Raw genomic sequence first — 22,766 nt, 5'->3', positions numbered from 1 at the left:
CCAGTCACGAGAGCACCTCTTGCGCCCGGACCTTCAAGGCCTGGGCGATGCCGAACCAGCTGGCGACCAGGCAGATCACGCACAGGATCGCGAAAAATATACCGAGATCCTGGGGCAGCATGACGATACGCCGCGGGAAGTTCGGGAAAGTGAGATGCGAAAGGAGCATCGCGAGCCCGAACCCGAACAGGCCGATCAACCCCGCCTGCTGGAGGATCATCGCGACGATCGCCGAGTTCCGCGCCCCCAGCAGCTTGAGCAAGGCGATCTGGTGCAGCTTCTCCATCGTCAGCATGTAGATGATCAGCGAGATGACGATCGCGGTAACCAGCAGGAGCACCGAGGCGAAGGCGAGGATTTGCAGGCGAAGCCGCCACAAGCGCTGATTGAGAAGGAGATCACGCTGCTCGGCGCTGCTCAGGACATTTGTGTCGCCCCAAGCGAGGATCGCCGCCTTGATGCGGGCCACATCGGCGCCGGGAGCGAGGCCGACCAGGACCGCCGCGATCTTGCTGTCCTGCGGCACTGAACTCGGGCTGGCGCCGTCCCCTTGGGGTGCGGCGTTGCCCGATGTCTCGCGGGCGAGCAGTACCTGCTCGCTCGGTCGGCGCGACGCGATTGCGGTGGCATCGTTGATCGATACGAACAGGAGCCCGTCGCCCGCCGAATCGACAAGGCCATGAGTGAGGCCGACGATCCGGTAATCGTCCTTGGCGAGGCGGATCGTGGCGCCGAGCGGAAGGCCGACGCTGTCATCGGCGATAGCCTCGAAATGACTCGCCTCAAGATGGCGGCCCGCTTTGAGTTCGAACCACGCGCCATCGTCCCTGGGATAATCGAGCCCCGTGATGGTGGCGCGGCGAACCTTCCCGGCAAAGGAGAATTGCTGGCTGAACTGAACGAAGCGCCTCACCGAGGCGATGCCCTCAACCCCCTCGACCCGGCGGTCCATCGTGGAGGAGATCGATGACCCCTCAGCAAAAGGGCCGACCCGTTCGCCTTGAACAACCCAGAGATCGGCGCCGATATGGTCGATCACCAGCAGTGCGTCGGCGACGATTCCGCGATAAAGGCCGATCGCGCCGATCGCGCCCATCAGCAGGAAGCCGATGCCGAGCGCCGTAAGCGCGAAGCGCGCCAGATTGAACCGGATGTCCTTGATTGCGAGGTTCATCGGTCGTCGTCACCCTGACGGGCCACGGGCATGAACGGATAGCTATCCTCGGGCGAAAGAAGGATGTCGCCCGGCGCGAGACCACGGCGCACCTCCAGCCTGCTTCCCCGCGTGCCCGTGAGTTCGATGCTCCTGCGGCGCGCCCGACCTCCCTCCAGGACCCAGACGTTCGGCTGAATCCCGTTCCACTCCACGAAGGCGGCGGGCACGACGAGGGCGCGCGGTTTGGCCGAAAGGACGATCTCCACATTGGCGCGCTGGTTGATCGCCCAGTTGGATGGGAGCCGATCGGCGACAATGTCGGCGGTGAATTCGCGTGTCTCGGGATCCACCGACCTGCCGAGACGCAGCACCTTGCCCGTAACCGCGCGGCGGGCATCGAAGGCGAAACGAATGCGGGCAGGCTGTCCCGGACGCACCGCGCCGATCGCGCTTTCATCGAAGCGGGCTGTGAGGACGATGCTTTCAGGATCGACGATCTCAAGAATGGATGCGCCGGCGCTCAGCACGTCGCCGACATTTCTGTTTCGTACCGATACGATCCCGCCGAACGGAGCCCTGACGCTCGCCAGCCCGAGTTGCGCTTCATCGACGCGAACGCTGGCCGCAGCTGCGTCGGTCTGCGCCCGCGCGCGCTGCGCCGCCTGCCGCAGCCCGGCGACGCGCGCCTCGCTTTCGCGCAACGTCGCCTCGGCCTGCTCGTAGCTCGCCCGCGACACCCAGCCCTTTTCCTTCAGCTCGGCTTGACGACCGAACGCGGAGCGGGCGTTGGTGAGCGTGGCCTGCGCGCTCTCGACATTGGCGTCCGCCTCCTGCTGCGCACCCTGCGCCCCCTGGAGATTGGCGCGCGAGGCGGACAGGATGTTTCGCAGATCTTCCTGTTCGATGGTGGCAATCAGCTGGCCGGGCACGACCCTATCGTTGCGATCGATCAGTATCTGCGTCAGCCGCCCGGCCACGCGCGAGCTCACATTGGCCTTGTTGATCGCATCGAGCGTCGCAGGGCCCGAGACGGAGACCTCTAGCGCCTCCCGTTTCACACGATAGCTGCTCACCTGCTGGGGCCAGGCATAGCGCCAGGCGAGCGCGACTAGGGCGAGCAGGATCATCCCTGCGGCGCACCAGAAAAGCACGGGACTGATGCGCCGCGTCCGGGGGGGTGGTCGCTGGAGTGTCAAGCGATTGGCGGACGGGTCGTCGGTCATTCGGGTCGCGCGGTCCATGATACGAAGGGCCGCGTCCATTCGGTCCGAGGCATTTTTCCGGAAATGGGCAATGACGCGACCGTGTAAGCGGCCGGCTACATATCCGTTGCGAAATGTATCGAAGAGTAACGGAGCGCCTCGCCTATTTCCCTGGCGGCTCACGCAAGGCAAAAAGGTGCCCATGGAGAATAGTCTCATTGCGGTCGTCGAGGACGATCGGGAAATACGCACGATGATCGTCGAGCTGCTGGCCCGTGAGGGCTTCACGCCCGCCGGATGCAAGTCGGCGGAAGAATTCGATAGGCTGCTCGAGCGGCAGCGGGTCGACCTCGCCATCCTCGACGTGATGATGCCGGGCGAGGACGGCCTTTCGCTCTGTCGCCGCTTGCACGCGCGCGGCGACGTACCGGTCCTGATGGTCACGGCGAAGAGCGAGGACGTTGATCTGATCGTCGGCCTCGAAATCGGCGCCGACGACTATCTGACCAAACCGTTCAACCCGCGCGAGCTGGTTGCGCGCGTTCGCGCGATTCTGCGCCGAACCCGCGACGTCAACCGCGTTAGTGCACCGCTTTCGGTCGAACGATACCGCTTTGGCGAATGGCTGTTCGACGCAGGCTGCCGGTCGCTCGTCGATCCGGACGGGGAGCCCGTCGATCTCACCGGCGGCGAGTTCGAGCTGCTGCTGAGCTTCGTCACCCATCCCCAGCGCGTGCTCAACCGCGATCAGCTGCTCGACTGGACCCGCGGACGCAACGCCATCCCCTATGACCGGTCGATCGACGTCCAGCTCAGCCGGTTACGCCGCAAGCTGGGACAGCACCCATCGGGCGACCTCCTCGTCAAGACCGTGCGCGGCGGCGGCTACATCTTCGCCGCACGCGTCGAGAAGGCCTGAGCGGGTGAGCGTCTCGGCCAACCTTTCCTTCCGGATCGCCGCGGTCCTCATCGGCGGCTTCGTGCTGTTGCAGCTGGTGGTGGGAACCGTGATGCTGCTGCCGAGCGAGGTCTACGAACGGCGAGCCTCGAACCTGCCGCCGCCCGACCAGGTGCGGGCGATGGCAGCCACGCTGGAGAACATCCAGCCCGAGCTGCGGCCCGCCGCGCTCGCAGCCTTCGACGATTCGCTGTTCCAGGTGCGGGTGGTTGCGGAACTTCCGAGCGTCGAGCGGGAGCAGTCCGGCAGGCTGTCGGAACAGCGGCGCGCCTATCTGGCCGCCTTGTCGGATCGGCCGGTGCTGCTCTGGCGCGACGAGGCCGTCATTCATCGGCCGCTGCGCGACCAACCTGGTCCACTAAACTATATCGATCCGACGCAATTGGCGGTCGGACTCAGCGACGGGCGATGGCTGCTGATCGACAGCCGTCCCTCCTTGCTCCTTCAGGCATTCCTACGGCGGCGCGCTTTCCTCTCGGTCGCGTTCGGAGCGGTCGTTCTGTTTGCGCTCTGGCTTGCAGTCCGGCAGACGACGCGCCCGCTCGTGCGGCTTTCGCGTCGCATCAGGACGTTCGCGGCGGAGCTCGACGCGCCCGATCTGCCGGTAACAGGCGCGCAGGAACTGCGCGAGCTTAGCGCCGCCTTCAACGACATGAAGGCACGAATTCGTGGGCTCATGGAGGAACGGACGAGGCTTCTCGCCGCCATTGCCCACGACATGCGCACCTATCTCACGCGACTGCGCCTTCGTACGGAATTCATCGATGATGAGAGCCATCGTGCCCGGGCAGCAAGCGATCTTGCCGAGATGCACGATCTTCTGGAGGACACGCTGCTGTTCGCGCAACAGGCCTCGTCGACGGAAACCAAACTCTCGATCATCGATCTGGGCGAGGAGCTGGCGCGCATCGTCGAGACCAGAGTGGAGATGGGCGAGAATGTGCGCCTCGATCCGAACGAGCAGGACTTGGTCGTTCGCGCCGCGCCGCTGGGCCTGCGCCGGATCCTGGCCAATCTGATCGACAATGGCCTGCGCTATGCGCACAACGTCCAACTGCGGGCTGAGCAAACGACGGTTGGAATCGTGCTGATCGTCGAGGATGATGGCCCGGGCGTCCCGCCAGAAGCGATCGCCACGCTGGGTGAGCCGTTCAATCGCATCGATCCATCGCGAGATCGCTCGACGGGTGGTGCTGGGCTGGGATTGGCGATCGTTCACGCGCTGGCCGAGCGCAGCCACATCGGCGTGCGCTTCGAGAACAAGGTGCCGACAGGCTTCCGGGTCACGCTCACATTCGGATTGCCCGATAGCCCCGAGGCGGGCTGAACGACCGGATCAAGCAAATCACAGCACGCTCCCGTTACCTTTCGATACGATCCCTTACCGAGCGAACATGCCGGCGTTGCGAATCTAGGCGATCAGGATCCTCAGCAGAAAGGATCTTGATCAATGCTTCCTCTCCTCTCGCTCCAGCGGTCAATGCCTGGAGGTCCACATGCCCGCGGTCGAATGAGCGCAATGGCAGCCGCATCGCTGTGCCTGATCGCTGTGCCTGATCGCTGTGCCGCCATCGGCGGTTCAGGCGCGCGGTCCGGCGATGCTCGTTCCCGTTCAGCTTGGAGCCGAGACCGCCCGCTATCATCAGGGTGTGCCGACCCTGCATCTCGAGACGCCGACCGGTGCGGTAGAGGTGCGACCGCTGCCTGTCCGCGATGGGCAGCTCTCCTTCGCCGTTGCCGTCTACAACAAGGGCGACGCGCCCGCGAACTTCGGGCCGGAGAATGTCTGGAGCTCGATCGGTCCCGTGCTCACCAAGGAGCAGCTGAAAGACGGTGTGCGCCGCCGGGCGAGGGGCGCCAAAATCGCGACGGTGATCATCGCGGGCACGCTGGCGGGGGTGGCGTCCACCGCCTCCAGCCACGGCACTTACTATGGTTGGGCTCGTACACCACGCGGGCCGGTTCCGACCGCGATCCGTTGGGAGGACCATAGTGTCGGCGTGCTCGGCGCAGCGGCCGCCGTCGGCGGAGGAGCGCTTGCCATCCACGCCATCGACCGCCGCCTCGGCCATACGCTCGACCAGTTCGAAAGCGAAATTCTCCAGACCAACACAGTCGATCCAGGCGCCAGCTTCGGCGGGATGGCGATCATTCCGATCGAACGGCGGCAGCCTCTTGCGCCGGATATCCGGCTCACGGTCCGCTGGAACGGTGCCGACTATCCGTTCGCTTTCCGGCCGACCGGGGCCGACGCGCCGGCCCCTCAGCCGTTCGAGTCCGCGACGCCGAGGGATTATCAGATAGAACCGCAGTCCGATCCGCGGTGAGGCAAGTTCGCGGTAGCAGGCCAGAGGGCACCCGCCCGTGTGATCATGATCGCTCGATGCCGCAATGTCAGCCGCCGAGCAGGGACGCCGCGGTCCTCCCGGGTTCTGCGGCTCGTCGGCAGGTCCACACTGCAGAAGCGGTGCCCCCCGACATGGTATCATCAACCTGCGCGCTATTTGGCGATGTCGGGGATTCAAGGGGGTATATTTTCGCGCCTGTCTCCATTTCCGATGATTCAGGCGCAGTCGCGGGATCGATGACAATCAAAACTTGGCGCGCGATGACGCGCGAGAGGTTCCGAACGTCGCCAGCTGTTCCTCCGCGTGCATCAGCGGCAATGCCGATGACCGAGCCGATGACCAGATGGAGCAGCTTTCCGGTCGCGGCAGTGGCGCCGGCCGGCAGGATCAAGCCTGGTTTGCTTCCGCTTGTCGCACGCGCGGCGAGGTCAAGGATGGCGCCGTCCCGCGATCACAAGCGAGCAACGACAACAAGCGTCGACTCGCCCGCGCCCAGGCCGACGATCACGCGCTTCGCTCCCGCGCCACGATTTTGTTCCACAATGCTCAAGTCGAGCCGCACGTCACCATAGGCGGCGTCTGGGAAAGTAGACGCGCTCCTCGCCTGTACGCCGCGCTTGCCCAGGTCTTCGACGACCTGGCGCTCGAGCGCCGAAGCGATACGTTGAAGCGACGGAGCGATCTGCTGCGCGAGCGCGGCATGGACGACGATCTCTACGGAACGCGGCGGCATCGGCGAGCGCGCAGACATATCGGTAATCTTCGCGCCGGCACAGGCCGCCAGCAGCAAGAGGGTTGCCGACGCAGCGCCGATACGCGCCCTCCCTGGCACGGAGCCCGTATCGACGCACCGGCCCGTACGATATGCAAACGGCATCTTGAACATAGCTGACTCCGCACGAAATCGATCGCGCCCACGGGTCCGGCCCTTTGAACCCCTTCTGTCAGCGCGACAGCTGTTTCACCGATGGTGGGAGCAGGAAGCATTCCTCTCTCATGGATCTGCAAGGCAGATCGGAGAGCGTTCCGCCGTCCACTAGAGCGGCCGCCCTGGCTTGTCCCTCCGGCCACAGGATCGTCGCGATCAATGTCCCATCGGATGCGGTCGCGAGCAGCGATGCGGCGGCGCCGCTCTGTTTCCGCATTGCCAGCATGGCAATGTTCCACGCCATCTTGAACTCGCCCTTCCGCGTTTCCTCGACATCCCAGAAGTAGAGCGCCGCGAACGGCAAGGGCGATTCAGGATCGATGACGGCAGGCCGCGGCGCTCCGTGATCGTCGAGCCCTTCAGCTTGCACGCTCACCAGAACACCGGGCCCAGGCGGACGATCACGCCGGTGCGTCCCGCCACCAGGGCAGTGCGGTTTCCGACGAAAATCCAGCTATGGCCGACCGGTGCGACCGGGAGCCCGTAGACCGCCGGCACCGGCACATAGTAGCGGCGTAAGGAAACTGGTACGATCGCGCCAATCGTCCATGGGCGCGCATAGTAAGGCGCGGTCACCGGAAAATAGCCATAGCCGGGCGCGAAATAGTATCCGCGCCGAGGTCCCCAATAGCCGGCTGGTGGCAGCGGTCTGTGCCACGCGTCGACGGTCGCCCTGCGTGTCACCGTGCCGCCGTTCGGGCCGGTCACGGTTCGGCTTCCGGAATAGTAGCCGCCGCCCCAGGCTGCGCTCCGCGACGCTTCAAAATGACGGCCATCATTGGTGTCGAGGCTACGCTCGACCGACGCGCCACCCGGACGACGCTCGACCGAGCGCTGAACGGTTCCGCCGCGCCCGTGCGGCCCCTGTACGCTCACCGATCTCTCCCTCGACTGCGCCAAGCTGGGCGAACTGGACAGCGCCAACGCGCTCACGGCCACAACGGGCACCAACCATCTGAACATGATGCTGACTCCTTGCGAAAACTGATCCCTGTCAGCCTCGTCTATGGAGTGGCGCGGTAATCCCAATAATACCGCACGGTAACAGCAGGTAACAAAGTGTATGAGAGCGGGCTGCTACGGTGCCGAGGCCAGCCAGATGCCGACGGCCGGGTTCGATCTCACAGCACGAATCTGTCCTAAGGACAATCTCAAAGCATGCTGAATACCCTTTGTTACACAACCTCATTCGGGCGAAATAGAAGGATTCAAATGTGCGTCTTCGAGTTCGGAGATGTCATATGCGACAAAGGATCATAGTGATTGCGCTTCTTGGCGGACTCTCAAGCTTGGGCAATCCCCAGGCGGCGAGCGCCAAAAATGCCTCTCAGGCCCAGGCAATGTTTGTCAGCCCGATGGGAGAGCCATTTCGCCCGTCACCCGACAGCACCGAGCGACCGTTCATGATGTGGTTCACGGCCGCCGACCTCGACCACAATGGCAGACTCGACTCGGCGGAATTCGGGGCTGACGCTCTCCGCTTCTACAAGGTCCTCAACGTGGATGGCGATGAAGAGATCGGACCCGCGGAAATCACGCGCTATGAAGAGGAGATCGTTCCGGAGATCCGCGATCCGTTGCGCGGTCGCTCTATCCCAAGGCCGGGCATGCCTGCCGGTAAGGGTAAGATGGGCGGCGGTGGCCTGGGCGGCATGGGCTCGATGGGCGGCGGTGGCGCGGGCGGCATGGGCTCGATGCGTGGTATGGGTGCTCGAGGCGATATTGCGGATAAGATAGCGAAGGCGCAGAAGATGGCAGCCAATAGGCCTCAGGGGCTAGGCGGCGTGGACAAATTGGTTGACGCTGGATCGGGCGGTTGATTCAAGGCTTCCTTTTGGAGGCGTGATTGAGCTGGGGCGATCTGAGCGAAGCAGAGTGGCGGGTCTTGAAGGATCTGTTGCCGATCGAGCCATCGATGCGTGGTCGCGGACGGCGTCCGACCGAGAACCGTTCGGTTTTGAACGGCATTTTGTGGCGGCTGCGTTGCGGTGCTCCGTGGCGCGACGTGCCGGAGAAGTACGGTAAGTGGAACACGATCTACCGGCGGTTCAGGCGCTGGAGCGAGGCCGGCACCTGGGAGATCGTGTCGATCACCCTGGCCGAGATGATGGCGGACACCGGCCACTACAGCATCGATAGTACCACCATCCGCGCTCACGTTTCGGCAGCGGGGGTAAAAGGGGGACTCATCGACAGGCTCTTGGCCGCTCGCGGGGCGGGTTCGGCTGTAAGATTCACTGCATCGCCGATGCCGGTGGGCGACCGCTCGCCTTCCATCTGACAGGTGGGCAGGCCGCCGACTGCAAGGCGTACGACACGCTGATAGCACTGCCCGAAATCGAGCCGGCCGCGCTGCTGGGTGACAAGGGGTACGACGCCGACGCCATCCGTGACGATCTACGTGGCCGCGGGGTCGACGCCGTCATCCCGGGACGATCCAACCGTAAGAAGCCGATCATCCACGACCGCACTCTCTACAAGGAACGCAATCGTATCGAGCGCATGTTTGGTCATCTCAAGATCAATCGCGCGGTCGCCACCCGATACGACCAACTCGCCGAAAGCTTCCTCAGCATGATCCAGATCGCTGCCACCCGCTACCTGCTTAAATTCGTCCACGCTGCCTAGAACTCTACGGACTGTTGCCCATTCCGCAACCCGTCGCATCGGCTGACACCAACTTCAATCGCGGCATCACCGAAGCTGAATTTCTGAAAGCTGCCCAGCAGCGGTTCCAATATCTCGATCAGGATCAGGACGGTGGCTTTGTCGCCGAAGAGGCTCTCCAGATCATTAAAGCGAGAAGGCGGCGGCGGTGATCTATTGCTGTCGGTTGGCGTGGGCAGGAGACTGCGCTGCAAGCAGTCGTGTTTGCGACCAGCTTGCGGCGGTGAACTGAGGCAGACGGCGCCTTGGCGGCATTGGAGCAGTAAGAGGGCCTGTCCGGCGCTGGGCGCGAAAACCGCGGAAGACCGCCATCGCCTATTCTAGCGTCGCCTTCGGCTATGGTCGACAACGCGCTGCGGTAATGCTTCCACGGTCACGGTTTGGATCGAACGAGCCGACAGCAGACCCTACCGTCGCTCATCGACGACGGACCGGCGTCGCTCCCGCTGATCGGGCGTGGCTCGGAGCCGCCTATGCACGGCTCGATCCCTTGCGCGCCGGCGGGAGCGGCGGCGCCGAGCTCGGCCTCGCGATCGTGCGTGCGCTGGCCGAGGCGATGGGCGGCACCGTCGCCTCCGGTCCGACCCGGCAGCCGACTACACGTCGAGGTCGCCTTGCTCACCGCCGAACGGAGAGCTGAGCCGATGGCGTGGCAGGCATCGGGCCCACAGGTCGGGCAGGCCGGCCTTCCCGGGCAATCGAGCAGCGCGCGGGTCGATTTTTTTCGATCGGCGCGACGGATGGCCGGCGCTGATCCGTTCAAGCCCTGTCGGTCGCGCAAGTGCCGGCGGGTAATTGCGTCATGGGAGACTTGGACATGAAGATGGTCATCGCGGCCCTGGCCGGGCTTGGCATCGTCGCGGCGGTGCCGGCGTCGGCGCAGGTCAATGGACGCCAGCACCACCAGCGCGACCGGATCGCGCAGGGCTGGAAATCGGGCGAACTCACTGGCCGCGAGGCGACGCGGCTCGGCCGCCAACAGTATCGGATCGGTCGCACCGAGGCACGGATGCGGGCTGATGGCGGCGGGCTTGGCCCACGCGAGCGCGCACGGCTGCACGCCCGTCAGGATCGGGCAAGCGCCAGCATCTACGCCAAGAAGCACAATCGCCGGGACCGTTGACATGATCGGGCTCAGAGTATCGCCGAGTGTCCTGATGGCTGCGGGCATGATCGCCGCGACGCCGGCCGAGGCACAAGATCGCGACAATAATCCTCCGGGGCCACGCGGCGGACCGGGCACCAACTGGGAAAATCCGCGGGGTCCGAGCGGGGGTCTTGGCGCGTCGCCCGACCGGCGGCGGTTCGTGATCCGCGGCCGGCCGGTGGTGTTTGTGCTTCGCCCGGGCGGCTATTATTATCACGCCGGTCATGGCTACTGGCATCCCCCGTTGGGGCTGGTGGAACCAGGCGCGCCGCTGCTGGCTCGACCGCGACGGCAACCCGCCTGGCCCCCGTGGCGGACCCGGGACGAACTGGGAGAATCCGCCCGGCTGGCGCGGCGGACCCGGAGCCTCGCCCGATCGCTATGGAAGGTGCCGCTGATGCGTATGAAGATACCTCTGATATTCTCGAGCGTGATGGCGCTCGCCACCCCCGCCGCCGCCGCGCCGCAAGGCGTCGACCTGGCGACATTCCAGGCGGCGGCGCGCACGCGGCTGCTCCAGGCCGACACCAACGGCGACGGACGGCTTGCCAAGGCCGAATGGACCGCGCGGCGGCAAGCCGCTGGGGCCGAAGTCAAAGGCGATCCGGCGAAGATGTTCGACCGGATCGACGCCAACCGCGATGGCGCGCTCGATACTGCCGAGCTCGACGCTCTGCTGGCCCGCCGCTTTGTGCGGATGGACGCTGACAAAGACGGCCTCCTCACTGCCGACGAACGCCGCGCGGTCCGGGGGAGAGTGGGCGATTGAGGTCGCCCGGAGTCCGGGTCCTTGACCGCTCCTCCCGGCGAGGATCCCGATGCGGCGCTGCTCACGCTTGTCGGGAAGGGCGACGGCGGTGCGGCGCGCGAGATGGTCGCGCGCAAGCTGCCGCGCCTGCTCGCGCTGGCGACGCGGATGCTGGGCGACGCTGCGGAGGCGGAAGATGTCGCGCAGGAGAGCTTCGTGCGCCTCTGGCGGCAAGCGCCACACTGGCGGCCGGGCGCGGCACGCTTCGACACCTGGCTGCACCGCGTCGCGCTCAACCTGTGCTACGACCGGCTGCGGCGGCGGCGCGAAGTGGCGACGGACAACGCGCTCGACCGGCTCGACCCGGGGCCGGCGCCCGACGCCGGTCTGGAGGAAGCGGGTATTTCGGCGGCGGTCGCGGCAGCGTTGCAGGCTCTTCCAAAACGCCAGCGCGAGGCGATCGTGCTGCAATATTATCAGGAACTGTCCAATGGCGAGGCCGCCGCGGCGATGGGCGTGAGCGTGGAAGCGCTCGAAAGCCTGCTGTCGCGCGCCCGGCGCGCGTTGCGTACCCTGCTCAAGGAGGACGCCGATGACCAATGATGCAGCGATGACGCCCGAGCGCTTCGCCGCATTGGCCGATGCCTATGGCGCGGATTTGCGCCGCTGGCCATCGCACGAGCAGGACGCGGCCCAGGCCATGCTTGCGACCGATCCCGCAAATGCCCGCGATGTTCTCGCGCGCGCCGCGACACTCGACGGACTGCTCGATCGGCACCGGGTCCCCGCGCCATCGTCGGCGCTGATCGGCCGCATCCTGTCATCCGCGCCACAGCCCGGCCTGCTTTGGTCGCGCGCGAAGCTGTGGTGGTCCGGGCTTGGTCTGGCGGGCATCGGGCTTGCCGGCGCCGTGACCGGCGCGCTCGCCTTGTCGCTGGCGACGCCGGCGCTGCTCGATCATCGCAGCACCGGACTGGCGGAGGAACAGACCATCTTCGGCGAAGTCGACCTTGACGGGACCGCCCCATGAGCAGCCGCACGTTGCGCATCGTGCTGATCGTCTCGCTGATCCTCAACGTCTTCGTGATCGGCGGCGTGGTTGGCGCGGCCATCATGTGGAAGCGGGTCGATGCGCAGCGCCCGCTCGCGGGGATCGGCCGCCCCGCGCGGCTGCGCCAGGCGGCCGAGGCGCTCGCGCCCGAGAACCGGCGGGCGCTGCGCCAGGCGGTTCGCGCCGCCGCCCAGTCGCTCAAGCCCGAAGTGGAGCGCGCACGGGGGGCGCGGCGCGAAGCCGGACGGCTGCTCGTCCAGCCCGAGCTCGACCGCGCCGCGCTCGATGCCACGCTGGGCCGCGCGCGCGCCGCCGATATCGCCATTCGCACGCGCCTGGAAACCGCGGTTGTCGACGTCGCGTCGCGACTTCCGGCCGACGAGCGAATCGCCCTTGCCGAAGGTCTCGACCGGTCGGGCACGCTGCGCCGCTCGAGGGAGGCGCGACCCCAGCCGAACCGGCCCTGAGGAAAATCGCTTTCGCCGCGACGGATTTACGCGTTGCCAACGTTGAAGGCGGGAAGGAGACCGGAGTGACCGCAGCTGCCATTGCCCTCAACCGCTTCGGCCTGGGCGCGCGTCCCGATCAGGCGGCGCTCGACCGCCCCCAAGCCTGGCTGCTCGCCCAGCTCGACCGCTACGAGCCGCGGCCGGCTGCGATCGCGGCGCTTCCGCCGACGTCCACGATCGCCGGAAACCTCAGCGACTATCTGGAAATGCAACGCCAGAACCGGTGCCAAAAAAGGGACGAAAATCCGGGGACGATGGCGGACCGGCCGCAAACGCCGCAGCGTCGCCGCGCGGCCGGCTATGCGCCGCCGCCGATGAGCGGCGAGCCGATGGCCGGTGAGGCCGGCCTGCAGGACAAGGGTGGAATCGGGGCAATGGCCGAGCGGGGCACGGCCGCGCCGCGCGATCCGGTCGCGCAGGCACGCCGCTTCGCGCGCGATCAGGCACGCAGCTATTATATGGGCGCGGTCGCGGCGCGCGCGCAGACGGCGCTGACCAGTCCTTCGCCCTTCGCCGAGCGGCTCGTGCATTTCTGGGCGAACCATTTCGCGGTTTCGGTCGACAAGCTCGTCGTTATCGGCTTGGCCGGTCAGCTCGAGTTCGAGGCGATCCGCCCGCATGTGATGGGCAAGTTCGGCGACATGCTGCAGGCAGTCGAGCGTCATCCCGCCATGCTGCTTTACCTCGATCAGGCAGCGTCGATCGGGCCCAATTCGACCGGCGGCCAGATCGCAGCGCGCCGCCAGAATGCCGGGCTGAATGAGAATCTCGCGCGCGAGATTCTCGAGCTGCACACGCTCGGTGTTCGTACCGGCTATGGCCAGGGCGACGTGACCGAGCTTGCCCGCGCGCTCACCGGCTGGACGGTCGCGGGGCTGGGGCGCGGCGCCGGCGCGCGGTTCGTCGGCATCGATGGAGAACCCGGCAGCTTTGTGTTTGCCGCGCGGCTGCACGAGCCGGGTTCGCGCACGGTGCTCGGCCGGCCCTTCGCTCAAGCGGGTGAAGATCAGGCGGCAGCCGTGCTGGACTTCCTTGGCACCCATCCGGCGACCGCCCGACATATCACCACCAAGCTGGCGCGGCATTTCGCCGGCGACGATCCGCCCGTCGCACTCGTCGCGCGGCTCGAAACCGCGTTCCTCAAGACCGGCGGCGATCTGCCGAGCCTCTACCGCGTGCTCGTCGACGCGCCCGAATGCTGGATCGCGCCGCCGGTCAAGTTCAAGAATCCCTGGGAATGGAGCATCGGCGCGATGCGTGCGCTTGGGCTCCGCGAGGTCCAGCCGCAGGCAGTGACCGGATTGCTCACGCAGCTCGGGCAGCCGGTGTGGCGCCCGGGTTCGCCGGCCGGCTGGGACGACGTTGCCGCTAGCTGGGCCGGCCCCGATGCGGTCATGCGCCGCGTCGAGGCGGCCGAGCGCATGGCTGGCCGGATCAGCGACACGCTTGATGCGCGTGCCCGGGCTAGCCAGCTCTTCCCCGCCGCGCTCAGCGACACCACCGCGCAGGCGATCGCGCGCGCCGAAAGCCCCAGCCAGGGCTTGGCGCTGCTGCTCGTCGCGCCCGAATCGATGCGGAGATAAGACCATGCTCAATCGGCGCAGCTTCGTTACCGCGCTCGGCTCGACAGCCATCCTCTTGCCTGGCCTGGGCGGGAGCATGGTCTTCGCCAAGGCGGCGACCGACCGGCGCTTCGTCTTTGTCATCCAGCGGGGTGCCGCCGACGGCCTGGCAACGCTGGCGCCGGTGGGCGACCCCGCCTTTGCCAGCCAGCGCGGCGTGCTGGCGGAAGATTTCGCGCAGGCGACCAAGCTCGACTCGATGTTCGCGCTGCACCCGGCGCTCAGCAATATCAGCGCGCTCTATGCCAGCAACGAGGCGCTTTTCGCGCATGCCGTGGCATCGCCCTATCGCGACCGTTCACACTTCGACGGGCAGAATGTGCTCGAGACCGGCGGCAGCGCCGCCTACAGCGTCAAAAACGGCTGGCTCAACCGGATGCTGGCGCTGCTGCCGCGCGACGAGGCCAAGGGCATCGCCATCGCCGCAACCGTGCCGATGGCGCTGCGCGGGCCGGTCGAGGTGGCGAGCTATGCGCCGTCGACGCTACCCGATGCTTCGGACGATCTGCTCACGCGCGTAGCGTTGCTCTACGCCAATGATCCGCAGCTCCATGCGGTGTGGGAACAGGCCACGGCGACACGGATGCTGACCAGCGACATGGCGGGCGGCGCCGGGCGCAACGCGGCCGCGACCGGCGCGCTCGCCGCCCGGCTGTTGAGCGCCCCTGGCGGGGCGCGGATTGCGATGATCGAATCCGGCGGCTGGGACACTCATGCCCAGCAGCGCGGGCGGCTTGCGGCGCAGCTGCGCGGACTGGACGGCATGGTAGCGGCGCTCAAGCAGGGCTTGGGGCCGCTCTGGGGGAATACAGCCGTGCTCGTTGCAACCGAATTTGGGCGCACAGTGAAGATCAACGGCACCCAGGGAACCGATCATGGCACCGGCTCGATGGCGATGCTGCTCGGTGGCGCGGTGCAGGGAGGGCGCGTCGTCGCCGACTGGCCGGGGCTCTCCGATGCGGCGCTCTACGAGGGGCGCGATCTCAGGCCAACGCTCGAACTCAATGCGTTGATCGGCAGCGCCGTCGCCGGGCATTTTGGGATCGAGGGACCGCGGGCGATGGCGGCATTGTTCCCCGAGAGCAGCCGCGCCCGCGTCATCGACGGACTTGTGCGTGCCTGAAGGCAGGCGATAGCGGCGCTTATGAGAGCCGCGTACGTTTGAATCAGATGAGCCGCTCAAGGCAGATCGAGGGCAAAAGCGCCACAAATCCGGACGTTGACCAAATCCTGCGTTCTTCTTCCTGAGGTGGCGGGTGGAGCACCGCATGAAGCTCGCACGTCCGCTTATGCGCCTCCTTCGCTCGTGACCCAACGCTCCGCGTACGGGCGTAAGCAGTAGCGCTCGCGGCCAGAGTTGGCGGTGAAGAGCGGAGAGCGGCGGCTTCGGGCGGTTCTAAGATAGTATGAGCGGCGATACATATTCGTTATGTTTGTCCTGCACGGGGCACCACACCTGCGACGGAGCAAGACGTGGCGCGTGCGCTCGGCCTCGATTTCGGCACCACCAACACCGTCGTCGCGCTCGCCGAGGACGATGACGCAAGGCTGGTGGAGTTCGTCGGCGACGCGGCGACCGGCGCAGTGTTTCGCTCCGCCTTGTGCTTCTGGGAGGACGAGCAGGGCTGGAACGGCGTTGCGCACGAAGCGGGGCCGTGGGCGATCGCCGAATATCTGGAGGCGCCGCTCGACAGCCGCTTCGTCCAGTCGTTCAAGACCGTCGCCGCCAGCGCGCTGTTCGAGCGCACGACGATCTTCAACCGCCAGATGCGCTTCGAGGATCTCGGCCGCGCGTTGCTCCAGAAGCTGGTGCGCCATGCCGGCGGGCAGCTCGACGATCGTCCGGCGCGCGTCGTGGTCGGCCGCCCGGTCGAATATGCCGGCGCGCGTCCCGACGAAGCGCTGGCGCGGGCCCGCTACGACCTGATGCTGCGCGAGTTCGGCGCGGAGGTGCATTACGTCTTTGAGCCGCTCGGCGCGGCGCACAGCTTCGCGGCGCGGCTGACCGAGCCCGCGACGATCCTGGTCGCCGATTTCGGCGGCGGCACGACCGACTTCTCGCTCGTCCGCGTCGCGGCGCCCGGCGCGGCGCGGCGCTGCGTCCCGCTCGCCTCGACCGGCGTCGGGATCGCGGGTGATCGCTTCGACCAGCGGATCGTGGCGCAGCTGGTGCTGCCGCTGCTCGGCAAGGGCGGGCAGTATCGCTCGTTCGGCAAGGTGCTGGAAATCCCCGGCGGCTATTTCAACGACGTGGCGGACTGGTCGCGGCTGGCGATGATGCGCAACCGCCGCACGCTGGAGGAACTGCGCAAGCTGCAACGCGACGCGCTCGACCCCGAGGCGATCGGACGGATGATCGCGTTGGTGGAGGAGGAACAGGGCTTCCCGCTCTACGACGCGGTCGGGCGGTTGAAGCGCGCGCTGTCGGGCAATGACCATGCCGAATTCGTCTTCGACGGCGGGGGCGTGACCATCGCCGCCGATGTGACGCGCGCCGACTTCGAGCGCTGGATCGCCGACGATCTCGTGCGGATCGAGGGCGCGCTCGACGCCGCACTGGTGCGCGCGGGGGTGGAGGCGACGGCGATCGACCGCGTGTTCCTGACCGGCGGCTCGTCGCTGATCCCCGCGATCCGCGCGATCTTCGACCGACGCTTCGGCCCGGAGCGGATCGCGACCGGCGGCGAGCTGACCTCGATCGCGCACGGCCTCGCGCTGATCGGGGCCGAGCCCGACGTCACGCCTTGGGAGGCGTGAGCATGGTCTATACCGACATCGCGACGCGCACCTGGGATCACGGCTGGCGGCTCGATCCGATCGTGCGCAGCCTGCTCGACACCGACTTCTACAAGCTGCTGATGCTGCAACTGATCTGGCGGCGGCATCGGACCACGCACGCCACCTTCGCGCTCATCAACCGCACCAAGGCCGTGCGGCTCGCGGAGGTGATCGACGCGGCCGAACTGCGCGCGCAGCTCGATCATGCGCGCGGGTTGCGCTTCGCCAAGAAGGAGCTGATCTGGCTGGCGGGCAACAGCTTCTATGGCGAGGCGCGGATGTTCGCGCCCGATTTCCTCGCCTGGCTCGCCGACTTCCAATTGCCCGACTACGACCTGCGCAGCGTGGACGGCCAGTTCGAGCTGCACTTCGAGGGGCCGTGGACGCACACCACGATGTGGGAGATCCCCGCGCTGGCGATCGTCAACGAACTGCGCGCCCGCGCGGCGCTGCGTGGCAAGGGGCGCTTCACGCTCGACGTGCTCTATGCGCGCGCCAAGGCGAAATTGTGGGAGAAGGTCGAGCGGTTGCGCGACCTGCCCGACCTCGCGCTGTCGGACTTCGGCACCCGCCGCCGCCACGGTTTCCTGTGGCAGCGCTGGTGCGTCGAGGCGCTGAAGGAGGGGCTGGACGCGCGCTTCATCGGCACGTCGAATGTGCTGCTGGCGATGGATCACGATCTCGAGGCGATCGGCACCAACGCGCACGAGCTGCCGATGGTCGCCGCCGCGCTCGCCTCCGACGACGCCGCGCTGGCGCAGGCGCCGTACCGGGTGCTCGACGAGTGGCGGCAGGCCTATGGGGGCAACCTGCTGATCGCGCTGCCCGATGCGTTCGGCACTGCCGCCTTCCTGCGCGACGCGCCCGACTGGGTGGCGGACTGGACCGGCTTCCGCCCCGACAGCGCGCCGCCGGTCGAGGCGGGCGAACGGATCATCGCCTGGTGGCAGGCGCACGGCCGCGACCCGCGCGAGAAGCTGCTGATCTTCTCGGACGGTATGGACGTCGAGTCGATCGCCGCCACCTATCGCCACTTCCATGGCCGCGTGCGGACGAGCTTCGGCTGGGGCACGAACCTGACCAACGACTTTCGCGGCTGCGATCCCGATGGCGCCGCCGGGCTGGAGCCGATCTCGCTCGTCTGCAAGGTCGTCAGCGCCGACGGGCGCCCGGCGGTCAAGCTGTCCGACAATCCGGAAAAGGCGACCGGCACGCCCGCCGAGATCGCGCGCTACCTGCGCGTGTTCGGCGATGCCGAGCGGCAGGCGACGCCGGTCGCGGTGTAGGCGTTACGCCTTCTTCAGCGCGTCGGGCTTGTGCGCGGCCTTGCTGCCCTTTTCGGTTTCGACCAGATATTGCGGATCGTCCTTCGTTGCCTTGACCTTGTGGCCCTTGATCGAGGTCTCGGACGTCAGCTTCTTCTCGACCGTCCCGTGCGCGGTGCCGCCGTGCGACTTCCACGTCACTTCGTCGCCCTTCTTCAGATTGTCGGCCATCGTCCGTCTCCTTGCCTGTAACCCGCGCTGCAACCCGCGACGACCGCGCGGGGTTGCGCCAGAGCAATTCCTGCGGCAGCCGGGCACGATACGAACGAGGACGCGATGAACGAGACGGCAACTCCCGACGACGGCGATCTGGTGGCGGCGGACGGCAAGATCGCGGTGCCCGATCATGTCGCGGAGGCGGTGCGCACGTTGCTGCGCTGGGCGGGCGACGATCCCACGCGCGAGGGGCTGGTGGATACGCCCAGGCGGGTCGCGCGCGCGTGGAAGGAATATTGCGCCGGATACGGCGAGGACCCCGGCGTGCATCTGTCGCGCGTGTTCGAGGAGGTCGGCGGCTATGACGAGATCGTGCTGCTGAAGGACATCCCGTTCCAGTCGCATTGCGAACATCACATGGCGCCGATCATCGGCAAGGCGCACATCGCGTACCTGCCGCGCAACCATGTCGTCGGCATCTCCAAGCTGGCGCGGGTGCTCCACGGCTATGCCCGGCGGTTGCAGGTGCAGGAGCGGCTGACCGCCGAGGTCGCCGACTGCATCTGGAACGGGCTCAAGCCGCTCGGCGTCGCGGTGGTGATCGAGGCGAGCCATGCGTGCATGACCGCGCGCGGCGTCCGCACCTCCGGGGTCGGCATGGTGACCAGTCGCATGATGGGCGTGTTCCGCGACGACGACCGCAGCCGCAAGGAAGTGCTGTCGCTGATGGGGCTCGCCTGAACGCGATGCGCGTGCTGGTGACCGGGGGCGGCAAGCGGCTGGGCGCGGCGATCGCGCGGGCGGTCGCGGCGGCGGGGCATGTGCCGGTGATCCACTATCGCACGTCGCAGGCCGAGGCGGAGGCGCTCGCCGGGGAACTGAACGGGGATGCCGTGCCGGGCGACCTCGCCGACCCGTCCGACGTGCCCGCGCTGTTCGCGCGCGCCTGCGAAGGCGGTGCGGTCGACGGCCTCGTCAACAGCGCATCGCTGTTCGAATATGACGCGCCCGCCGGGCCCGATGCGGCGCTGGCCGCCCGGCTCCATGCGGTCAACGTCGTCGCGCCGTCGCTGCTCGCCGCCGCATTGGCGGGGCAGGGGCGAGGGGGCGCGGTGGTCAACCTGCTCGACCAGAAGCTCGCCAATCCGAACCCGGATTTCTACAGCTACACGCTGACCAAGGCGGCGCTGGCGCAGGCGACGGTACTGATGGCGCAGGCATTCGCGCCGCGCGTCCGCGTCAATGCGGTATCGCCCGGGCTGACGCTGCCGAGCGGTGACCAGAGCGCCGCCGAGTTCGAGGCGGTGGCACGCGCCAACCTTCTCCGCCGCCCGGTCGGCGCGGAGCAGGTCGCGGCGGCGGTCGTCTACCTGCTGGAGGCGCCGAGCGTGACCGGGCAGACCCTGTACGTCGACAGCGGGCAGCGTTTCTGCCCGCGCGACCGCGACGTGATGTTCGAGGGGCGACATCGTGGCTGACTATACGATCATCCTCGACGATCTGGCGGTCGCGATGCAACTCGGCATCCACCCGCACGAGGCTGCGCCGCAGCGCGTGCTGCTGTCGGTGCACCTCACCGTGGCCTACGACCGCATGCCCAGGGCCGACACGATCGCCGAGGTGCTGGACTATGACGCCATCCGCGACGGCATCCACGCGCTGGCTGCCGGCGAAGGCTTCGCGTTGCAGGAAACGCTGGTGGAGCGCGTCGCCGCGCTCTGCCTCGCCGACCCCCGCGTGCGCGAGGTGCGCGTGCGATCGATGAAGCCCGACGTCTTCCCCGATGCGCGCGTCGGCTGCGAGATCGTGCGGCGGCGCTCCTGACGTCATACCCGCGAAGTCGGGAAGCCAGACGCGCAGGCTCCCGCAGAGGCCGCTAGGTCGGAGGTTCCGGATTCCCGACCTCGCCCGAATGACGATGACTTCGGCCGTCATGCATCTCCGGCGCTGTCCTACAAACCCATGTTGCTGATATGTTCTCCATCCATCAAGGAGACAGCAATGATCGACGACCTCATCGACGCGGTGATCGACCGCGAGGGCGGTTACGTGAATCATTCCGCCGACCGCGGCGGCGCGACGCGCTACGGGATCACCGAGGCGGTCGCGCGCGCCAACGGTTACGCCGGCGACATGCGTCACTTCGCGCGACCCGCCGCCGCCGCGATCTATCGCCGCCTCTACTGGCAGCGCCCCGCGTTCGACCGCATCGCGCAGCACGCGCCGCGGCTCGCCGCCGAACTGTTCGACACGGGCGTGAACATGGGGCCGGAGGTTGCGGCCCGCTTCCTCCAGCGCGCGCTGAACGCGCTCAATCGCGGCGCGCGCGACTATCCGGATCTCGCATGCGACGGCCGGGTCGGCGCCCAGACGCTCGACGCGCTTGCCGGCTTCCTCGCCACGCGCGGCGCGGCGGCCGAGACGGTGCTGCTCCGCGCGGTCGAGACGTTGCAGGGCGAACGCTACCTCACGCTCGCCGAGCGGCGCCCGGCCAACGAGGCGTTCCTGTACGGCTGGCTCGCCCAGCGGATCGGGTGAGGGGATGGCCATGCTCGACACGATCCTCGGCCCCGTCGCGGGCCTGCTCGACAAGCTGATCCCCGATCCCCGCGCACGGGAGGCGGCGCAGCGCGAGCTGCTGCGGATGGAGGGTTCGCAGGAACTGGAGCGGGTCAAGGCGCAGATGGCGGCGATCCTCGCCGAGGCGCAGGCCGCCGATCCGTGGACCACCCGCGCGCGCCCCAGCTTCCTTTATGTCATGTATGCGCTGCTGTTGTGGAGCATCCCGATGGGGTTGATCGCGGCGGTGAAGCCGGACGCCGCGCTGGCGATCGCGCGCGGGATGAACGCCTATCTGAACGGCCTGCCCGAGCCGCTCTACGCGCTCTTCGGCACCGGCTACCTCGGCTACACCGTCGCGCGCGAATGGGGGAAGGCGAGGGGGCGGTAGCCGCCCTCCGTCCTCTTCGCACCCCTCCGTCATTCCCGCGAAGGTGGGAACCCATAACCCATGTCGCAGCGATGGAGGCGCAGCGGCGGCGTGTCTGGATCCGCGCCTCCGCGGGGATGACGCCGTTGGGCAGGAGGCCGACGAACGCGACGGGGGCGCAAGACGGCGTGGGTGGGGAAGCGCGAACCTACCCCCGCGACAACCGCTGCGGATCGGGCGGCAGTCGCAGGCCGGCACCATGCGCCGCCTCGAGATATTCGGTCGCCATCGCATAATGCGCTTGGCAGACGGCGGGATCTTCCGCTTCGGCAGCCAGCCGCAATTCGGCTTCGGCGCGGGTCTGGAAGTACAAACGGTCCTTGTCGGTGATCATCTTGACGCCACTCACTCTCCGGCGCGCGATATGGCGCTTTTCGTGTGTCGCTACCATTGCCGGCTTTACAAACTTTCGTTGCTCTTGCCGGGAAGCACGACGCCCCCCAAATCGCGGCGCTATGAGCGGTAAAGATCCCCACTCCATGCCCGTCTGGCATGGCACCACCATTCTTTCGGTCCGGCGCGGCGGCAAGGTCGTCGTGATCGGCGACGGTCAGGTCTCGATGGGCCAGACCGTGATGAAGCCCAACGCGCGCAAGGTCCGCACGCTCGGCGACGGGAAGGTCATCGCCGGTTTCGCGGGCGCGACAGCCGATGCCTTCACGCTCTTCGAGCGGCTGGAGGCCAAGCTGGAGCGGCACGGCTACCACCTGATGCGCGCCGCGGTGGAGCTGGCCAAGGACTGGCGCACCGACAAGTTCCTGCGCAACCTGGAGGCGATGATGATCGTCGCCGACAAGGAGGTGACGCTGATCCTGACCGGCAACGGCGACGTGCTGGAACCGGAGGCGGGTGTCGCCGCGATCGGTTCGGGCGGCAATTACGCGCTCGCTGCGGCGCGCGCGCTGGTCGAATATGAGGACGATGCCGAGGTGCTGTGCCGCAAGGCGATGAAGATCGCCGCCGAGGTCTGCGTCTATACCAACGACCGCGTCACCATCGAGACGCTGGAGTCGACCACCTGACCTCTTCGTGCGGCCCCGGCGAGAGCTGGGGCCTCCGGGTCGGGGCGGGTGCGCTTGCCACACGAGATCCCAGCTTTCGCCGGGATGACGACAGGCTCTCAACATTCGGCGCCACCGTCTCAACATTCGCAACATTCGCCGACCAAGGCTTTGAAAAACC

29 protein-coding genes are annotated in these 22,766 nt (G+C 67.2%); 20 read left to right on the top strand and 9 right to left on the bottom strand.

The window, feature by feature from the left end; translation table 11 throughout:
- Positions 1-4: 4 nt before the first annotated feature.
- Positions 5-1,174, bottom strand: coding sequence for an ABC transporter permease (locus J2Y58_RS03320; RefSeq protein ID WP_160984523.1), 1,170 nt, complete (start codon positions 1,172-1,174; stop codon positions 5-7).
- Complete coding sequence (locus J2Y58_RS03315; protein ID WP_188082364.1) at positions 1,171-2,283, bottom strand: efflux RND transporter periplasmic adaptor subunit; 1,113 nt, start codon at positions 2,281-2,283, stop codon at positions 1,171-1,173. The genes J2Y58_RS03320 and J2Y58_RS03315 overlap by 4 nt, the downstream gene beginning before the upstream one ends.
- Before the next feature lie 277 nt (positions 2,284-2,560).
- Between J2Y58_RS03315 and J2Y58_RS03310 the strand changes: the two genes are divergently transcribed.
- The 3 genes from J2Y58_RS03310 to J2Y58_RS03300 all read left to right on the top strand — a co-directional run bounded on the left by J2Y58_RS03310 (position 2,561) and on the right by J2Y58_RS03300 (position 5,643).
- Entirely contained in the window at positions 2,561-3,277 is a 717-nt protein-coding gene (locus tag J2Y58_RS03310; protein WP_310099588.1) for a response regulator, read from the top strand.
- Between the two features lie 4 nt (positions 3,278-3,281).
- A complete protein-coding gene (locus J2Y58_RS03305; RefSeq protein WP_160984520.1) occupies positions 3,282-4,643 on the top strand; it encodes an ATP-binding protein in 1,362 nt (453 codons plus the stop codon).
- 271 nt (positions 4,644-4,914) lie between these two features.
- The gene (locus J2Y58_RS03300; protein WP_310098653.1) at positions 4,915-5,643 is read left to right on the top strand and encodes a hypothetical protein; all 729 of its coding nucleotides are present in this window, start codon (positions 4,915-4,917) and stop codon (positions 5,641-5,643) included.
- Positions 5,644-5,710: 67 nt separating this feature from the next.
- On the opposite strand, the gene J2Y58_RS03295 is transcribed toward J2Y58_RS03300, so the two are convergent.
- From J2Y58_RS03295 to J2Y58_RS03280, 4 genes are read right to left on the bottom strand one after another with little or no spacing between them, the layout of a single operon-like run.
- Positions 5,711-6,055, bottom strand: a complete 345-nt coding sequence (locus J2Y58_RS03295) for a hypothetical protein (RefSeq protein ID WP_160984518.1) — start codon at positions 6,053-6,055, stop codon at positions 5,711-5,713.
- Between the two features lie 60 nt (positions 6,056-6,115).
- Entirely contained in the window at positions 6,116-6,550 is a 435-nt protein-coding gene (locus J2Y58_RS03290; protein ID WP_160984517.1) for a DUF4410 domain-containing protein, read from the bottom strand.
- Between the two features lie 58 nt (positions 6,551-6,608).
- Positions 6,609-6,968: a hypothetical protein gene (locus J2Y58_RS03285; protein ID WP_160984516.1), complete on the bottom strand. Its 360-nt coding sequence runs from the start codon at positions 6,966-6,968 to the stop codon at positions 6,609-6,611.
- Positions 6,965-7,468 carry an RcnB family protein gene (locus J2Y58_RS03280; protein ID WP_188082365.1) on the bottom strand — a complete coding sequence of 168 codons (504 nt, stop codon included), beginning with the start codon at positions 7,466-7,468 and terminating at the stop codon, positions 6,965-6,967. Before J2Y58_RS03280 ends, J2Y58_RS03285 begins: the two co-directional genes overlap by 4 nt.
- Positions 7,469-7,881: 413 nt before the next feature.
- Here J2Y58_RS03280 and J2Y58_RS03275 point away from each other — a divergent pair, with 413 nt between their 5' ends.
- Positions 7,882-8,412, top strand: a complete 531-nt coding sequence (locus tag J2Y58_RS03275) for a hypothetical protein (RefSeq protein ID WP_310098648.1) — start codon at positions 7,882-7,884, stop codon at positions 8,410-8,412.
- 26 nt (positions 8,413-8,438) lie between these two features.
- Positions 8,439-9,220, top strand: a protein-coding gene (locus tag J2Y58_RS03270; protein WP_310098645.1) for an IS5 family transposase whose coding sequence is annotated in 2 segments (ribosomal slippage) — positions 8,439-8,763 and positions 8,763-9,220 — 783 coding nt in all. Because the reading frame shifts where the segments join, the coding sequence is not laid out codon by codon here.
- Here the strand turns inward: J2Y58_RS03270 and J2Y58_RS03265 are convergent.
- Positions 9,217-9,453 carry a hypothetical protein gene (locus tag J2Y58_RS03265; protein WP_310098643.1) on the bottom strand — a complete coding sequence of 79 codons (237 nt, stop codon included), beginning with the start codon at positions 9,451-9,453 and terminating at the stop codon, positions 9,217-9,219. The two genes, J2Y58_RS03270 and J2Y58_RS03265, sit on opposite strands and share 4 nt — an antisense overlap.
- Positions 9,454-10,076: 623 nt before the next feature.
- Between J2Y58_RS03265 and J2Y58_RS03260 the strand changes: the two genes are divergently transcribed.
- The 9 genes from J2Y58_RS03260 to pncB all read left to right on the top strand — a co-directional run bounded on the left by J2Y58_RS03260 (position 10,077) and on the right by pncB (position 18,400).
- Complete coding sequence (locus J2Y58_RS03260; RefSeq protein ID WP_160984511.1) at positions 10,077-10,382, top strand: hypothetical protein; 306 nt, start codon at positions 10,077-10,079, stop codon at positions 10,380-10,382.
- Positions 10,383-10,428: 46 nt separating this feature from the next.
- Complete coding sequence (locus tag J2Y58_RS03255) at positions 10,429-11,175, top strand: hypothetical protein (RefSeq protein ID WP_310098639.1); 747 nt, start codon at positions 10,429-10,431, stop codon at positions 11,173-11,175.
- 21 nt (positions 11,176-11,196) lie between these two features.
- Positions 11,197-11,757, top strand: coding sequence for an RNA polymerase sigma factor (locus J2Y58_RS03250; RefSeq protein ID WP_160984509.1), 561 nt, complete (start codon positions 11,197-11,199; stop codon positions 11,755-11,757).
- Positions 11,758-11,764: 7 nt separating this feature from the next.
- Complete coding sequence (locus J2Y58_RS03245; protein WP_310098633.1) at positions 11,765-12,184, top strand: hypothetical protein; 420 nt, start codon at positions 11,765-11,767, stop codon at positions 12,182-12,184.
- 20 nt (positions 12,185-12,204) lie between these two features.
- Positions 12,205-12,672 (top strand): periplasmic heavy metal sensor, encoded by a 468-nt coding sequence (locus tag J2Y58_RS03240; RefSeq protein ID WP_310099585.1) that lies wholly within the window; start codon positions 12,205-12,207, stop codon positions 12,670-12,672.
- Positions 12,673-12,737: 65 nt separating this feature from the next.
- The gene (locus J2Y58_RS03235; RefSeq protein ID WP_160984506.1) at positions 12,738-14,297 is read left to right on the top strand and encodes a DUF1800 family protein; all 1,560 of its coding nucleotides are present in this window, start codon (positions 12,738-12,740) and stop codon (positions 14,295-14,297) included.
- A 4-nt stretch (positions 14,298-14,301) separates the two neighbouring features.
- Entirely contained in the window at positions 14,302-15,459 is a 1,158-nt protein-coding gene (locus tag J2Y58_RS03230) for a DUF1501 domain-containing protein (protein ID WP_160984505.1), read from the top strand.
- Positions 15,460-15,809: 350 nt separating this feature from the next.
- Positions 15,810-17,093: an Hsp70 family protein gene (locus J2Y58_RS03225; protein ID WP_310098626.1), complete on the top strand. Its 1,284-nt coding sequence runs from the start codon at positions 15,810-15,812 to the stop codon at positions 17,091-17,093.
- A 2-nt stretch (positions 17,094-17,095) separates the two neighbouring features.
- Complete coding sequence (gene pncB / locus J2Y58_RS03220; protein ID WP_310098624.1) at positions 17,096-18,400, top strand: nicotinate phosphoribosyltransferase; 1,305 nt, start codon at positions 17,096-17,098, stop codon at positions 18,398-18,400.
- A 3-nt stretch (positions 18,401-18,403) separates the two neighbouring features.
- On the opposite strand, the gene J2Y58_RS03215 is transcribed toward pncB, so the two are convergent.
- Complete coding sequence (locus tag J2Y58_RS03215) at positions 18,404-18,610, bottom strand: DUF2945 domain-containing protein (RefSeq protein ID WP_310098621.1); 207 nt, start codon at positions 18,608-18,610, stop codon at positions 18,404-18,406.
- 105 nt (positions 18,611-18,715) lie between these two features.
- Between J2Y58_RS03215 and folE the strand changes: the two genes are divergently transcribed.
- The 5 genes from folE (at position 18,716) to J2Y58_RS03190 (ending at position 21,545) form a co-directional block, all read left to right on the top strand.
- Complete coding sequence (gene folE / locus J2Y58_RS03210) at positions 18,716-19,336, top strand: GTP cyclohydrolase I FolE (protein ID WP_310098618.1); 621 nt, start codon at positions 18,716-18,718, stop codon at positions 19,334-19,336.
- Between the two features lie 5 nt (positions 19,337-19,341).
- Entirely contained in the window at positions 19,342-20,073 is a 732-nt protein-coding gene (locus J2Y58_RS03205; RefSeq protein ID WP_310098616.1) for an SDR family oxidoreductase, read from the top strand.
- Complete coding sequence (locus tag J2Y58_RS03200) at positions 20,066-20,419, top strand: dihydroneopterin aldolase (protein ID WP_310098613.1); 354 nt, start codon at positions 20,066-20,068, stop codon at positions 20,417-20,419. The genes J2Y58_RS03205 and J2Y58_RS03200 overlap by 8 nt, the downstream gene beginning before the upstream one ends.
- Positions 20,420-20,596: 177 nt before the next feature.
- Positions 20,597-21,133: a glycosyl hydrolase 108 family protein gene (locus tag J2Y58_RS03195; RefSeq protein WP_310098610.1), complete on the top strand. Its 537-nt coding sequence runs from the start codon at positions 20,597-20,599 to the stop codon at positions 21,131-21,133.
- Positions 21,134-21,137: 4 nt separating this feature from the next.
- Entirely contained in the window at positions 21,138-21,545 is a 408-nt protein-coding gene (locus tag J2Y58_RS03190; RefSeq protein ID WP_310098607.1) for a holin family protein, read from the top strand.
- Positions 21,546-21,732: 187 nt separating this feature from the next.
- Here J2Y58_RS03190 and J2Y58_RS03185 read toward each other — a convergent pair whose 3' ends face one another.
- On the bottom strand, positions 21,733-21,918 hold the full coding sequence (locus J2Y58_RS03185; RefSeq protein WP_310098604.1) for a hypothetical protein: 186 nt from the start codon (positions 21,916-21,918) through the stop codon (positions 21,733-21,735).
- A 145-nt stretch (positions 21,919-22,063) separates the two neighbouring features.
- Between J2Y58_RS03185 and hslV the strand changes: the two genes are divergently transcribed.
- Entirely contained in the window at positions 22,064-22,606 is a 543-nt protein-coding gene (gene hslV, locus J2Y58_RS03180; RefSeq protein ID WP_083500255.1) for an ATP-dependent protease subunit HslV, read from the top strand.
- Positions 22,607-22,766: the final 160 nt, after the last annotated feature.

The organism is Sphingomonas sp. BE138, from assembly GCF_031456125.1.
In the GTDB taxonomy this organism is placed as follows: Bacteria; Pseudomonadota; Alphaproteobacteria; order Sphingomonadales; family Sphingomonadaceae; genus Sphingomonas.
Note: the sequence above shows the minus strand (reverse complement) of the source record. Positions and strands in the feature narration are given on the sequence as shown.

Coding starts and splice junctions, on each gene's coding strand:
- J2Y58_RS03320 (WP_160984523.1), bottom strand. CDS start 1,174: ATGAACCTCGCAATCAAGGACATCCGGTTCAATCTGGCGCGCTTCGCG.
- J2Y58_RS03315 (WP_188082364.1), bottom strand. CDS start 2,283: ATGATCCTGCTCGCCCTAGTCGCGCTCGCCTGGCGCTATGCCTGGCCC.
- J2Y58_RS03310 (WP_310099588.1), top strand. CDS start 2,561: ATGGAGAATAGTCTCATTGCGGTCGTCGAGGACGATCGGGAAATACGC.
- J2Y58_RS03300 (WP_310098653.1), top strand. CDS start 4,915: ATGCTCGTTCCCGTTCAGCTTGGAGCCGAGACCGCCCGCTATCATCAG.
- J2Y58_RS03290 (WP_160984517.1), bottom strand. CDS start 6,550: ATGTTCAAGATGCCGTTTGCATATCGTACGGGCCGGTGCGTCGATACG.
- J2Y58_RS03260 (WP_160984511.1), top strand. CDS start 10,077: ATGAAGATGGTCATCGCGGCCCTGGCCGGGCTTGGCATCGTCGCGGCG.
- J2Y58_RS03255 (WP_310098639.1), top strand. CDS start 10,429: ATGATCGCCGCGACGCCGGCCGAGGCACAAGATCGCGACAATAATCCT.
- J2Y58_RS03245 (WP_310098633.1), top strand. CDS start 11,765: ATGACGCCCGAGCGCTTCGCCGCATTGGCCGATGCCTATGGCGCGGAT.
- J2Y58_RS03230 (WP_160984505.1), top strand. CDS start 14,302: ATGCTCAATCGGCGCAGCTTCGTTACCGCGCTCGGCTCGACAGCCATC.
- pncB (WP_310098624.1), top strand. CDS start 17,096: ATGGTCTATACCGACATCGCGACGCGCACCTGGGATCACGGCTGGCGG.
- J2Y58_RS03215 (WP_310098621.1), bottom strand. CDS start 18,610: ATGGCCGACAATCTGAAGAAGGGCGACGAAGTGACGTGGAAGTCGCAC.
- folE (WP_310098618.1), top strand. CDS start 18,716: ATGAACGAGACGGCAACTCCCGACGACGGCGATCTGGTGGCGGCGGAC.
- J2Y58_RS03205 (WP_310098616.1), top strand. CDS start 19,342: ATGCGCGTGCTGGTGACCGGGGGCGGCAAGCGGCTGGGCGCGGCGATC.
- J2Y58_RS03195 (WP_310098610.1), top strand. CDS start 20,597: ATGATCGACGACCTCATCGACGCGGTGATCGACCGCGAGGGCGGTTAC.
- J2Y58_RS03190 (WP_310098607.1), top strand. CDS start 21,138: ATGGCCATGCTCGACACGATCCTCGGCCCCGTCGCGGGCCTGCTCGAC.
- J2Y58_RS03185 (WP_310098604.1), bottom strand. CDS start 21,918: ATGATCACCGACAAGGACCGTTTGTACTTCCAGACCCGCGCCGAAGCC.
- hslV (WP_083500255.1), top strand. CDS start 22,064: ATGCCCGTCTGGCATGGCACCACCATTCTTTCGGTCCGGCGCGGCGGC.